Source organism: Candidatus Pelagibacter bacterium nBUS_44 (assembly GCF_051200895.1).
Lineage (GTDB): Bacteria > Pseudomonadota > Alphaproteobacteria > Pelagibacterales > Pelagibacteraceae > Pelagibacter.
The window spans coordinates 1,191,265-1,204,607 of record NZ_CP172838.1; the positions used below are offsets into that span (position 1 = coordinate 1,191,265).

Below are 13,343 nucleotides of genomic sequence, written 5' to 3' on the forward strand. Positions count from 1 at the left end.
ATGAGTAAATTAATGAATTTGATAGGTATTAAAAGTAGAAGAGCATCTGAAAAAAAGGTTGATATTGGTACCAAAAACAAAGTTTTAAATTTTTATGCTTTATTACTCGATAAAGAAAAAAAATCAATTTTAAGAGAAAACTTAAAAGATATTAAATTTGCTCAAAATAAAGGAATTAAAGAAAACTTAATTAACAGACTCAAAATTGATGAGACAAAACTAAGAAATATAAAAAACTCTATTAATAAAATTTCAAAACTAAAAGATCCTGTAAATATTACTTTAAAAAAATGGAGTAGACCAAATGGATTAAATATTAAAAGAGTAACAATACCAATTGGGGTCATTGGTGTTATTTTTGAAAGTAGACCCAATGTAACGTCTGATGTCGCAGGTTTGTGCTTTAAATCTGGTAATGCTGTAATTTTAAAAGGTGGATCAGAGGCCATAAACACCAATAGAATATTGGCTAAGTTATTTCGACAAGCTCTAAGAAAAAATAATGTTGATGAGAATTACATTCAATTTGTAGATTCTAAAGATAGAAAAATGGTCGACATAATGCTTTCGAAGATGAAAAAATATATTGATGTGATAATTCCTCGAGGAGGAAAAAACTTAGTAAAAAGAGTTCAAGAATTTTCGGTAGTTCCTATTATTGGACACTTAGAAGGACTTTGTCATACGTTTGTTGATAAAGATGCTGAATTAAATATGACATCAAACATCATTTATAATGCAAAATTAAGAAATACAGCTATTTGTGGTGCAACTGAAACCATTCTGCTTCATGAGAAGATAGTTAAAAAATTTTGTAATCCAATCTTAAAGAAACTTGAAGATGAGAATTGTAAAATATATGGGGATAATGTTTTAAGAAAATATTACAAAGGCAAAGTGTATCCAGCTAAAGAAAAAGATTGGTCTACAGAATATTTAGCTGCCACAGTATCAGTAAAAGTTGTCAAAAGCTCTGATGAAGCTATCAATCATATTAATAAATATGGGACTATGCATACCGACTCGATCATCACTAAAAATAAAAAAACAGCTATGAAATTTCTAAAAAATGTAAAAAGTTCTATCGCAATGCATAATACTTCAACTCAGTTTGCGGATGGAGGAGAATTTGGTTTTGGTGGTGAAGTAGGTATATCAACAAATACACTTCCCCCAAGAGGTCCTGTTGGTTTGGAACAACTAGTTTCATACAAATATGAGATTTCAAGTAAAGGAAAAATAAGAGAATAATTTGAATAAAAGAAAAATTAAAATTGGAATTTTAGGAGGATCGTTTGATCCAGCTCACAAAGGTCACTTAGCAATATCTAAAGAAGCCATAAAAAGATTCGATTTAAAAAAAATTATTTGGGCAGTCACTAAAAAAAATCCACTAAAAGCTGTAAGCAAAACACCAATATCAAAAAGAATTAAAGATTGTAAAAAGTTAATTGGATCAAATGATTTTATCAAAGTAAAGTTTTATGAGGATATTATAAACTCTAATAAAACTATTGATTTAGTTAACTACCTTAAAAAAAATAAGAATTTAGAAATTTTTTTTATAATGGGTGCAGATAATTTGATTAACTTTCACAAATGGTATAAATCTAAATCAATTACAGAAAAATGTAATATTGCAGTATTTGATCGGCACGGTTATAAAAAAAATTCTTTAAAATCAGAGACATTTAAGAAACTTAACAACAAAACTCTTACATTTGTTAAATTCAAAAAAGTCAACATTTCATCTTCTCAATTGAGGAGAATTTGATAGTCTAATTTCAATTAATGGATAAAATTTCAGATCTTAAATCAGTTGTTGTAAGCACACTGGATCTCAATAAAGCGCAAGATATTATAACTATTGACCTTAAAGATAAGAGTTCAATGGCAGATTATATGATCATTGCAAGCGGTACGTCCTCTAGACATATTCAATCTTTATCAGAACAAGTTTTAGAAAAATTAAAAGATAATGGTATAAAAAATTCAAAAATAGAAGGTAAAGATAGTAGTGAATGGAAACTAGTTGATGGGATAGATTTGATTGTGCATATTTTTCACCCTGAAAAAAGAAAGTTTTATGAACTTGAAAAAATTTGGTCAGAGTTAATTCCAAAAGAAAAGGTAATTATATGAAAAAAATTCAATTTTTTTTAATAGTTTTTTTTAATTTTTTTTTAATTTCGCAATCAATTAATTCTACTGAAATAGATATTTATAAAAAAATTGATCTATTCGGTGAAGTTCTTGAAAAAATAAATAGAGAATATGTTGATGAAACTAATCAATCTGATGGTATGGATGCAGCAATCAATGGCCTCCTTCAATCTCTTGATCCTTATTCGTCGTATATGACTCCAGAAATTTTTCAAGAAATGCAAACAGAAACTAGTGGAGAATTTGGTGGTCTTGGAATTGAAGTGAGTATGGAAGCAGGTGTTGTAAAAGTTATTTCTCCTATAGATGATACACCAGCATCAAAAGTAGGAATTAAAGCTGGTGATTATATTGTAAAAATTAACAATACTCAGGTACAAGGAAAATCTTTAAGTGAAGCTGTTGATCTAATGAGGGGCCCAGTTGGTTCTTCAATTGAACTAACAGTTAGGCGAAGAGGAGTAAAAAAAGCTCTTACATTCAATATCACCAGAGAAATAATTGAAGTGCAATCTGTTAAATCAGATCTTTTGGACAATAATATTGGATATATTAGGCTTACATCGTTTAATGACAATAGTAGCCAACAAATAAAAAAAAAAATTGAAAAACTAAAAAAAAACGAAAATTTAAACGCATTTATTTTAGATTTACGGAATAACCCTGGCGGCTTATTATCTCAAGCAATAAAAATTGCTGACTTTTTTCTTGAGAATGGTGAAATAGTCTCAACAAAAAGCAGAAAAAAATCTGAAAATAGAAAATGGTTTGCAAGAAAAGGCGATATAACTGATGGTAAAACATTATTAGTATTAATCAATTACGGCTCAGCATCTGCATCTGAAATTGTTGCTGGCGCTCTTAAAGATCATAAGAGAGCCATAATAATTGGGGAAAGCAGTTATGGTAAAGGGTCCGTACAATCGATAATTCCCTTAAAAAATAAAGGAGCTATAAGATTAACAGTGGCCAAATATTATCTTCCATCTGGTAAATCTATATCTGAAGTTGGTGTAAGACCTGATATTGAAGTTGATGAAGAAGGTGATGATTTTAGAATAAAAACTGAGACTGATAATCAATTAAATTACGCAATAAAATTACTCAACGGATAAAATGAAAAAAAACTTTAGCGAACTACCGCTAAGAACAGGGGTAGGAATTGTTGTGTTAAATAATGATAATAAAGTTTTTGTTGCAAGAAGAATAGATAATGCCAAAAATTTTTGGCAAATGCCTCAAGGGGGTGTTGATGAAGGTGAAGACTTTTTAAAAGCTGCTTTTAGAGAACTAGAGGAAGAAACTAGTATTAAAAGTGTTGAATTAATCAAAGAACTAGATGGTACAATCACTTACGAACTTCCTGATCGATTATTAGGAATAATTTGGAAAGGTAAATACAAGGGTCAAAAACAAAAATGGTTTTTAATGAAATTTACTGGAGAAGAAGAAGAAATTAATATCAAAACTAAAAATCCAGAATTTTTAGATTGGAAATGGGTCGATCTTGATCAAATTACAGAATTTGTAGTAGATTTTAAACTACACGTTTATAAAGAACTTAAAGAAAAAATTAAAAAGATTATCAATTAAGAGATCTTAGTACTTCAATTTTTTGATCAACCAAATATTTAGATTGGTCATTTATTTCAGGGTTGCTAGCTTCTTCTTCCGCTATTTTAAGTAAATCTTGTTGTTTAGACTTATCTAAATCTGTGAGATTAAATATTGAGCTAGTAAGTATTGATAAATTGTTATTTTTAAATTCAGCAATACCATCTTCAACATAGTAATTTTCATCCCCAGATTTTGATAAAATTTTAATAATTCCTGGTTTTAAAAATGAAATGATTGAAATATGATCTTTGAGTATTCCCATCTCTCCTTCAAAAGCAGGTACAACAACTTCAGATACATCTTCCTTAACTAGAAAAGATTTTTCTGGATTTACTATTTCAACCTTAAACTCTTCACTCATTAAGCGGCAGCTTCCTTAACCATTTTTTCAGCTTTTTCTATTGCCTCTTCTATAGTTCCAACCATATAAAAAGCTGCTTCTGGAAGATGATCATAGTCACCTTTACAAATTGCAGCAAAACCTTTTATTGTTGAATCTAAATCAACTAATTTACCTGGAGATCCAGTAAATACTTCTGCAACAAAGAACGGCTGAGATAAAAATCTCTGGATTTTTCTTGCTCTGGCTACAACCAACTTATCTTCCTCAGATAATTCATCCATACCCAAAATAGCTATGATATCTTGTAAAGATTTATATGTTTGTAAGATTTTTTGAACTTCTCTAGCAACTCTATAGTGTTCATCACCAACAATTCTAGGGTCCAAAATTCTTGAAGTAGAATCAAGTGGGTCAACTGCAGGATAAATACCTATTTCTGCAATTTGTCTTGAAAGAACGGTAGTAGCATCCAAGTGAGCAAATGACGTTGCTGGTGCAGGGTCAGTTAAATCATCCGCAGGTACATAAATAGCCTGTACTGATGTAATTGATCCTTTATTAGTAGTAGTAATTCTTTCTTGAAGGTTACCCATGTCAGTTGCAAGTGTAGGCTGATAACCAACAGCTGATGGTATTCTTCCCAATAGAGCTGATACCTCAGAACCTGCTTGAGTAAATCTGAAAATATTATCTACGAAGAAAAGAACGTCTTGACCTTCTTGATCTCTAAAATACTCAGCTACAGTTAATCCTGTAAGAGCAACTCTAGCTCTAGCTCCTGGAGGTTCATTCATTTGTCCATAAACTAATGCAGCTTTAGATCCAGCTCCATCTTTCTTGATTACACCTGAGTCTATCATCTCGTGATATAAATCGTTTCCTTCTCTTGTTCTTTCTCCAACACCAGCAAAAACTGAGAAACCACCATGTGCTTTTGCAACGTTGTTAATTAATTCCATAATCAAAACTGTTTTTCCAACTCCAGCTCCACCGAATAGACCAATTTTTCCACCTTTTGCATATGGTGCTAATAAATCAACTACCTTAATTCCTGTAACTAATATTTCTGTTTCTGTTGACTGATCACTAAATTCAGGAGCTGCTCTGTGGATCGGCCACTTTTCTTTTGTTTTGACTTCACCTTTTTCATCGATAGGTTCACCAATAACGTTTATAATTCTTCCTAAGGTTTCTGGTCCAACGGGAACTTGGATAGGCGCTTTAGTGTTTATGACCTCATCACCTCTCTTTAATCCTTCGGTAGCGTCCATTGCAATTGTTCTAACAGTAGATTCTCCTAAATGTTGAGCAACCTCTAAAACTAGTCTATTGTCTCCATTTTTACACTCTAATGCTGATAAAATCTCTGGAAGATCTTCATCAAATTTTACGTCTACTACTGCTCCAATGATCTGCACGATTTTTCCTTTGCTCATAATTATAAACTCTCTGCTCCTGATATGATTTCTATTAGTTCTTTAGTAATTGCTGCCTGACGACTTCTATTATACTCAATAGTAAGCTTGTCAACCATTTCACCTGCGTTTCGGGTTGCATTATCCATTGCACTCATTCTTGAGCCCTGTTCACTAGCTGAATTCTCTAACATTGCCTTAAATATTTGTGTTGAAATATTTTTTGGCAATAAATTGCTTAAAATCTCATCTTCATCTGGTTCAAACTCGTAACTATCTTCAGACTTATCATCCTCTGAATTTTCAACATTTAAAGGAATTATTTGTTGTGCTTGAGGAATTTGAGTAATTACATTTTTAAATTGGTTATAAAAAATAGTACAAACATCAAACTCTTCAGCTCCAAATTTTTCAATTACCATTTTACCAACTTTTTCAGCATCAAAGTAATTAGCATTTTTAGACTCTTTAAATGAAATATTCGCAATTATCTTGTCACCATAAGCTCTTTTAAGTTGGTCGTTACCTTTAGAACCTACAGTAATGATCTTTAAATCTTTTCCTTCTTCTACAAGTTTTGCAAAATAGCTCTTAGCTTTTTTAATTATATTTGAATTAAAACCTCCACACAAACCTCTATCAGAAGTCATCACAACACATAAATGAACTTTATCATTACCTGATCCAGATAATAATTTTGGAGCATTTTCTTTGTCAGAAATCCCACTAGAAAGATTTAGGATTATATTATTCATTTTTTCTGAATAAGGTCTTCCCTTCTCAGCACTCTCTTGGGCTCTTCTAAGTTTTGCTGCCGCTACCATCTTCATAGCTTTTGTAATCTTCTGTGTAGACTTTACACTAGCTATTCTTTTTTTAAGGTCGTCTAAACTTGCCATAATAAATTAAGATTTAAAGTTTTCCTTTAATTGAGTTATTACTTCAATTAGTAATTTTTCTTTATCATCTTCAAGTTTACCTGAGCTTTGAATTGAATCAATTATTTCAGGTTTGTCAGACTTACATTTTTCAATGATTTTATTTTCAAATTCAGCAATATCTTTTAATTCAATATCATCCAAATATCCCTTTACTCCACAGAAGACGGAAATAACTTGTTCAGCTACTGTCATTGGTGAATATTGTTTTTGTTTAAGAAGTTCAGTTAATTTTGAGCCTCTATTTAAAAGTTGCTGTGTTGATGCATCTAAGTCTGAACCAAATTGAGCAAAAGCAGCCATCTCTCTGTACTGTGCTAATTCTAATTTCATAGATCCAGAAACTTTTTTCATGGCTTTAGTTTGTGCTGAAGAACCAACTCTAGAAACTGATAGTCCTACGTTAATAGCAGGTCTGATCCCTTGGTTAAAAAGTTCAGTTTCCAAGAAAATTTGACCATCAGTAATTGAAATTACGTTAGTGGGAATAAACGCTGATACGTCACCACCTTGTGTTTCAATAATTGGAAGTGCTGTTAAAGAACCCCCACCATGCTCATCACTTAATTTTGCTGCTCTTTCTAATAATCTACTATGTAGATAGAATACATCACCAGGGTAAGCTTCACGTCCTGGAGGTCTTCTTAACAATAGAGACATTTGTCTATAAGCTACCGCTTGCTTAGACAAATCATCATAAATAATTAATCCGTGCATTCCATTATCTCTGAAATATTCTCCCATTGTGCAACCTGTGTAAGGTGCTAAAAACTGGAGTGGTGCTGAGTCAGATGCTGTTGCAGCAACGATTGTTGTGTATTCCATTGCTCCAGCTTCTTCCAATGTTTTTTGAATTTGTCTTACAGTTGATCTTTTTTGACCAATAGCAACATAAATACAATAAAGTTTTTGTTTCTCATCACCAGTTTCGTTAATTTTCTTTTGGTTAATGATAGCATCAATTGCAACTGCAGTTTTACCTGTTTGTCTGTCACCAATAATTAATTCACGCTGACCTCTTCCAACTGGAACTAGACTATCAATAGATTTAAGACCTGTTTGCATAGGCTCACTAACTGACTGTCTGGGAATTATTCCTGGAGCTTTTACTTCAACTCTACTTTTTTTAACACTTTTATCTAAAGGTCCTTTGCCATCAATTGGATTTCCTAACCCATCAACAACTCTACCTAATAATTCTTTTCCCACTGGAGTATCAACAATCTTTCCAGTTCTTTTTACTGTATCACCTTCTTTAATATTTCTATCATCTCCAAAAATTACAACCCCAACATTTTCACTCTCTAAGTTTAAAGCCATACCTTTAGAGCCATCTGCAAACTCAACCATCTCTCCAGCTTGAACGTTATCAAGACCATAAATTCTAGCAATACCATCTCCTACTGATAATACTTGCCCTACCTCAGTTACTTCTGCTTTATCACCAAAATTTTTAATTTGTTCTTTTAATATCTTTGTTACTTCTGAAGGATTTATTTCCATTTATGCCTCTATCATTCTGTTTTCGATTTGTTGTAATTTATTTTTAATTGAGGTGTCAACCATAGTGCTTTCAACCTGCACTATTAAACCTCCTATTAAACTTTCGTCATGTTTGTAGTTTAATTTTATTTTTGAGCTAAAATTTTTAGTAAGCTCATCTGTAATTTTTGATATTTCGTCACCAGATAATTCTTTTGCAGATTTTAATTCTGCTTTTAATTCTCCTCTTTTTTGAGAACACGTTTCAATAAAGCTCTTTAAAATTTGCTCTACATAAAAAAAACGCCTTTTAGTAATTAAAAAACTTAAGAAATTTTTTAATAAACTTTCAAATTTGTTATCATTAGAAATTTTATCTATAACTTTTAAAAGATCTTCTTGGCTAATAGTTGGATCTTTAATTAGATCTAAAAAATCTTCACTTGATGAAATCAAGTTTAAGATTGATGAGGACTGATCTTCTACTTGAGAAAGAACATTGCTATCACCCGCAAGCTCATACAAGGCTAAAGAATATCTTTCAGCTGAAGTTATTGAAAATCCCTTATTTTTACTCAACTTGGTACCTTTGTTATGTTGAAGATTATTTTAAAATCACGCTCTAATTAGCATATGACTATAACGTCTTCAAGTAACACATTCGTTTAAAAGTCCTTTTTTTAAGGGTTAATTGAAGTTTATTGGATCAACATCAACTGAAAGTTTTATTCCTGATGAAAATTTGTAATTTGGGATAATTTTAGCAATTGAATTCTGTAATTTTAGAGATTTTGAACCTCTAATTAACATTCTTATTCTAAATTTCTTTTTTAGTCTAAAAATAGGTGCACTTACTGGCCCCAAAACTCTTCCATTAATTTTTTTTTCTATAAAGTTTTTAAAATAAAAAGCTTCTTTTTCTAATTTTATTTCATTGTCTCCTGTTAGGATTAACGAAATAAATCTTTGAAATGGTGGAAGCCTATTTTGTCTTCTAATATCTAGTTCTCTATCAAGAAAGATGTCGGGATTACTATTTGTTAAATCTGAAATCATTTTAGTATTAGTATTATAAGTTTGAAAATACACGGTAGCAGGTTTACCTGTTCTTCCTGCTCGGCCAGAGAGCTGATGGTACAACTGTAAATTTTTTTCAGCTCCTCTCAGATCATGTCCTTGAGATGAAAGATCAATATCAACTACTACAATACAATTAAGGCTTGGAAAATGAAAACCTTTAGAGATCAGCTGTGTTCCGACTAAAATTTGAACTTCATTATTAATTATTTTTTCTAATTTATCACTAGAATCTTTTTTATTCATAGTATCACTAGAAAAAATTTCTATTTTTTTTGATGGAAAGTTTTTTTTAACCTCTTCAGATATTCTTTCCACACCAGGACCACTAAAAATAAACTCACAGTCACCATCTTTTACACAAGTTCTTTTCAAAGAAGATTTAAAACCACAATAATGGCACAATAAATTATTTTTATTTTTATGATAAACTAAATTAATTGAACAATTTGGACACGAATAACTATTAAAACATTTATTACAAAGTACATGTGGAGAAAAACCTCTTCTATTTAAAAAAAATAATACTTGGTCATTTTTATCAAGATGAAAATTTACTTTCTCAATTATTTTTTTTGAAAGCCAAGATTGTTTTTCTAATTTTGTTTCATTAAGATTGATTATTTCATAGTTTGGTAATGATGCGTCTTGGTAACGTTTTTCTAATTTAGAAATACTATATTTACCTTTTTTAATATTTTCATAAGTTTCGATTGATGGAACAGCTGTAATTAAGTTGATAGGAATATTTTCAAATGACGCTCTTGAAATAGCCATGTCTCTTGCATTATAGGTAACTCCTTCATCTTGTTTGTAAGATTGGTCATGCTCTTCATCAACAATAATTAAACCTAGTTTTTTAAAAGGTAAAAATAATGATGATCTAGCTCCAATGACAACTTTTATTTCCCCGTTTGTAATTCCACTCCAAATAATTTTTTTTTTTTTTTGTAATACCAGAATGCCAAACTGCTGGGGTAAAACCAAAGAATTCTATAAATTTTTTTTCAAATTGACCTGTTAAGCCAATCTCAGGTAATAAAATTAAGCCTTGAAAACCTTTTTTTATAATGTCTTTAAGGGCTTCAAAATATACCATGGTTTTTCCTGAGCCTGTTGTTCCTTGAAGAACATGAACCCTAAATTTTTGATTAGAAACATTCATTTTTCTAAGGGATTTTTTTTGTTCTTCAGAAAGCTTTATTGAATTTTTTTTGATACTTGTGTCAAAAATTTTGTAAGCATCTTGTTGAAATTTTTCTACAGCATTACTACTTAATAAAACTAGTTTTAAAGCCATTCCTTTAGGAATTATATTGTATTCTGAAAACCAGTTAAGAAATTTGATAGTTGTTTTTTTTAATGGAGAAACGTCTAATTTTTTTAAAACACTCTTTATCTTAAAATTTCTATTATTTTTTTTTTCAAATTCATCCCAAACTACTCCTGTGATTTTAGATTTACCAAAAGGTACAACTACATAATCTCCTACTTTTAAATTAATATCACTTTCGTAAGTAAAAGGATGGTTAAAGATATTTGGTAAAAGTATCGGTACTTTCATATCTTAATAATATGAAAATTTATTAAGAGTGTATTGCTCTTTTATCTACTGATAATGCTGCTTCTTTAACAGCTTCTGAAAATGTTGGGTGAGCGTGACATGTTCTTGCAATATCCTCCGAGCTTGCACCAAATTCCATAGCAATACCTATTTCTGCAATTAATTCACCAGCATGAGGGCCAATAATGTGTGCACCTAAAACTTTGTCTGTAGTTTTATCTGCTAAAATTTTAACAAACCCTTCTGCATCATCTATTGCTTTTGCTCTAGAGTTTGCCATGAATGAAAACTTACCAATTTTATATTTTGTATTTAATTCTTTTAATTGCTCTTCTGTCTTACCAATTGATGCAACTTCAGGTGTTGTATAAACAACGCCAGGAATTGTATCATAATTAACATGACCTGATTGACCTGCAATATTTTCTGCAACTGCAATTCCTTCATCTTCTGCTTTATGTGCAAGCATTGGTCCACTAATAACGTCACCTATCGCATAGATGTTATCAACGTTTGTTTTAAACATATTGTCTGTTTTAACTCTTTTTCTTTCATCTAATTCAACCCCAACAGCTTCTAAATTTAAACCATTAGTGTTTGCTTTTCGTCCAACAGAAATAAGAACTACATCACAATCAAAATTATTTTTATTTCCATCTTTATCAACTGTTGATACGATTGCACCCGTTTTATTATTTTGGATAGCTTCAACTTTATTTTGCATATTAAATTTGATGCCTTGTTTTTTTAAAATCTTCATAAATTCTGAGGAAATTTCTTTATCCATACCTGGAGTAATATGATCTAAAAACTCTACTACTTGAACTTCAGCTCCTAATCTTGACCAAACTGATCCCATCTCTAACCCAATGTAACCGCCACCAACAATAACCATTTTTTTTGGAACTTTATCTAATTTTAACGCACCTGTTGAAGATACAATAACTTTCTCATCAATTTCTATTCCTGGCAAGGACACTGGCACAGAACCTGTTGCTATCACTGTTTTTTCGGCTTTTATAATAGTCTCTTTATTTTGATCGTCTTTAACTATGATTTCATTTTTTGATTTAAAACTTCCAGTTCCTTTATAATAAGTGACCTTATTTTTTTTTAGTAAAAACTCGACACCCTTAGTAAGTATAGTTACCGCTTTATCTTTACTTTTCATCATTTTTTCTAGATTTAGCTTAACTTCTCCAACTTCAATTCCTTTACTAGATAAATTTTGAACTTTATGAAACTCTTCAGATAAATTTAATAGGCTTTTTGACGGAATACACCCAACATTTAAACACGTTCCCCCAAGTGATCCTCTTGATTCTATACATGCTGTTTTAAGTCCAAGTTGAGCGAGCCTTATAGCGCAAACATAACCACCAGGACCACCTCCGATTACTACTGCTTGAAATTTTTCCGACATTTAAATATCCAAAAACAACCTTCTAGGGTCTTCTAAATTTTCCTTAACCATTTTTAAAAACGAAACTGACTCTTTGCCATCAATTATTCTATGATCATATGACAAAGCTAAATACATTATTGGTCTAATTTTAATTTCTCCATCAACAACAACTGGTCTTTCAACAATATTATGCATTCCAAGTACACCTGATTGAGGAAGATTTAGAATTGGAGTTGATAACATTGATCCATATACACCCCCATTACTAATTGTAAAAGTTCCTCCTTGAAGATCTTCAATAGTCAATTTTCCATCTCTTGCTTTTTCTGAAATATCTTTAATATTTTTTTCTATATCAGCAAATGACAATTCATCAGCATCTCTTAACACAGGTACAACTAAACCTTTTTCAGTTCCGACAGCAAAACTTAAATTGTAATAATTTTTATAGATTATTTCATCACCATCAATTTCAGCATTGACTGCTGGGAAATTTTTCAACGCAACCACACATGCTTTAACAAAAAATGACATAAATCCCAATTTTATTCCATAACGATTTTGAAAATCTTGCTGATTATCTTTTCTCATTTCCATAATATTAGTCATATCAACTTCATTAAAGGTAGTTAACAAAGCTGCATTTTCTTGCGCTTGTTTTAGTCTCTTGGCTATTGTTTGTCTTAGTCTGGTCATTTTAATTCTTTCTTCTTGACCATACTGAACTTTTCTTTCTGAAGGTTGTGGATTAACTCCCATTAAACTTATTAAGTCACCTTTTAAAACCCTTCCATCTTTTCCTGAGCCTTGAACTGAATTAATATCTATTTTGTTTTCTACAACAATTTTTCTAACAGCTGGTGAAAGTGTTTGACTTTCTGTATTTGTTTTAGGTTCTGATTTTTTTATTTTGGCTTTTGGACTTTCTTCTTCTACGACCTCATCAGTTAAAACTAATGGCTCATCCTCAGCTTTTTCCTCTATTTTTTCCTCAAAAATTTTTGGTTCTTTTTTAGATGGCTCCAATTTTATTACGTTATCCTCTTTTTGAGTGGGTTCTACCTTTTTAATTTCTTCTTTTTTAGCTGATCCTGCTGATCCATTTTCTGAGACTGATCCTAGAAGAGCTCCAACTTCCACAACAGCACCGTCTTTAGAATTAATTTCAGTTAAAACACCAGTTACTGGTGATGGTACTTCTAAATTTACTTTATCAGTTTCAAGTTCTACAATTGGTTCATCTGCTTCAACAGCATCGCCAGCATTTTTTAGCCATTTTGCAACTGTTGCCTCAGTAATACTTTCGCCAAGAACAGGAACTACAATTTTTTCACTCATC

Annotated in this window: 14 protein-coding genes; 5 read left to right on the top strand and 9 right to left on the bottom strand. The window is 31.0% G+C overall.

Annotated features, from left to right (window positions below; translation table 11 throughout):
* The 5 genes from ACIJYB_RS06660 to ACIJYB_RS06680 are packed head-to-tail and all read left to right on the top strand — an operon-like array spanning position 1 to position 3,756.
* On the top strand, positions 1-1,251 hold the full coding sequence (locus ACIJYB_RS06660) for a glutamate-5-semialdehyde dehydrogenase (RefSeq protein WP_435150765.1): 1,251 nt from the start codon (positions 1-3) through the stop codon (positions 1,249-1,251).
* 1 nt (position 1,252) lies between these two features.
* The gene (gene nadD, locus ACIJYB_RS06665) at positions 1,253-1,774 is read left to right on the top strand and encodes a nicotinate (nicotinamide) nucleotide adenylyltransferase (protein ID WP_435150766.1); all 522 of its coding nucleotides are present in this window, start codon (positions 1,253-1,255) and stop codon (positions 1,772-1,774) included.
* 17 nt (positions 1,775-1,791) lie between these two features.
* On the top strand, positions 1,792-2,142 hold the full coding sequence (gene rsfS / locus ACIJYB_RS06670; RefSeq protein ID WP_435085712.1) for a ribosome silencing factor: 351 nt from the start codon (positions 1,792-1,794) through the stop codon (positions 2,140-2,142).
* Complete coding sequence (locus tag ACIJYB_RS06675) at positions 2,139-3,278, top strand: S41 family peptidase (protein ID WP_435150768.1); 1,140 nt, start codon at positions 2,139-2,141, stop codon at positions 3,276-3,278. The genes rsfS and ACIJYB_RS06675 overlap by 4 nt, the downstream gene beginning before the upstream one ends.
* A 1-nt stretch (position 3,279) precedes the next feature.
* On the top strand, positions 3,280-3,756 hold the full coding sequence (locus ACIJYB_RS06680) for an RNA pyrophosphohydrolase (RefSeq protein ID WP_435150769.1): 477 nt from the start codon (positions 3,280-3,282) through the stop codon (positions 3,754-3,756).
* On the opposite strand, the gene atpC is transcribed toward ACIJYB_RS06680, so the two are convergent.
* The 9 genes from atpC to odhB form a co-directional block, all read right to left on the bottom strand.
* A complete protein-coding gene (atpC, locus tag ACIJYB_RS06685; RefSeq protein WP_435150771.1) occupies positions 3,749-4,141 on the bottom strand; it encodes an ATP synthase F1 subunit epsilon in 393 nt (130 codons plus the stop codon). The two genes, ACIJYB_RS06680 and atpC, sit on opposite strands and share 8 nt — an antisense overlap.
* Positions 4,141-5,559 carry a F0F1 ATP synthase subunit beta gene (atpD, locus tag ACIJYB_RS06690; protein WP_435150772.1) on the bottom strand — a complete coding sequence of 473 codons (1,419 nt, stop codon included), beginning with the start codon at positions 5,557-5,559 and terminating at the stop codon, positions 4,141-4,143. The genes atpC and atpD overlap by 1 nt, the downstream gene beginning before the upstream one ends.
* A gap of 2 nt (positions 5,560-5,561) precedes the next feature.
* Positions 5,562-6,437: a F0F1 ATP synthase subunit gamma gene (locus ACIJYB_RS06695; RefSeq protein WP_435150773.1), complete on the bottom strand. Its 876-nt coding sequence runs from the start codon at positions 6,435-6,437 to the stop codon at positions 5,562-5,564.
* Positions 6,438-6,443: 6 nt separating this feature from the next.
* Entirely contained in the window at positions 6,444-7,979 is a 1,536-nt protein-coding gene (atpA, locus tag ACIJYB_RS06700; protein ID WP_435150775.1) for a F0F1 ATP synthase subunit alpha, read from the bottom strand.
* Positions 7,980-8,537: an ATP synthase F1 subunit delta gene (atpH, locus tag ACIJYB_RS06705; RefSeq protein ID WP_435150776.1), complete on the bottom strand. Its 558-nt coding sequence runs from the start codon at positions 8,535-8,537 to the stop codon at positions 7,980-7,982.
* Positions 8,538-8,645: 108 nt separating this feature from the next.
* Complete coding sequence (gene priA, locus ACIJYB_RS06710) at positions 8,646-10,022, bottom strand: replication restart helicase PriA (protein WP_435150778.1); 1,377 nt, start codon at positions 10,020-10,022, stop codon at positions 8,646-8,648.
* Positions 9,919-10,599, bottom strand: coding sequence for a DEAD/DEAH box helicase family protein (locus tag ACIJYB_RS06715; RefSeq protein ID WP_435150780.1), 681 nt, complete (start codon positions 10,597-10,599; stop codon positions 9,919-9,921). Before ACIJYB_RS06715 ends, priA begins: the two co-directional genes overlap by 104 nt.
* Before the next feature lie 22 nt (positions 10,600-10,621).
* Complete coding sequence (lpdA, locus tag ACIJYB_RS06720; RefSeq protein WP_435150782.1) at positions 10,622-12,022, bottom strand: dihydrolipoyl dehydrogenase; 1,401 nt, start codon at positions 12,020-12,022, stop codon at positions 10,622-10,624.
* Complete coding sequence (gene odhB / locus ACIJYB_RS06725) at positions 12,023-13,342, bottom strand: 2-oxoglutarate dehydrogenase complex dihydrolipoyllysine-residue succinyltransferase (protein ID WP_435150783.1); 1,320 nt, start codon at positions 13,340-13,342, stop codon at positions 12,023-12,025.
* Position 13,343 lies beyond the last annotated feature (1 nt).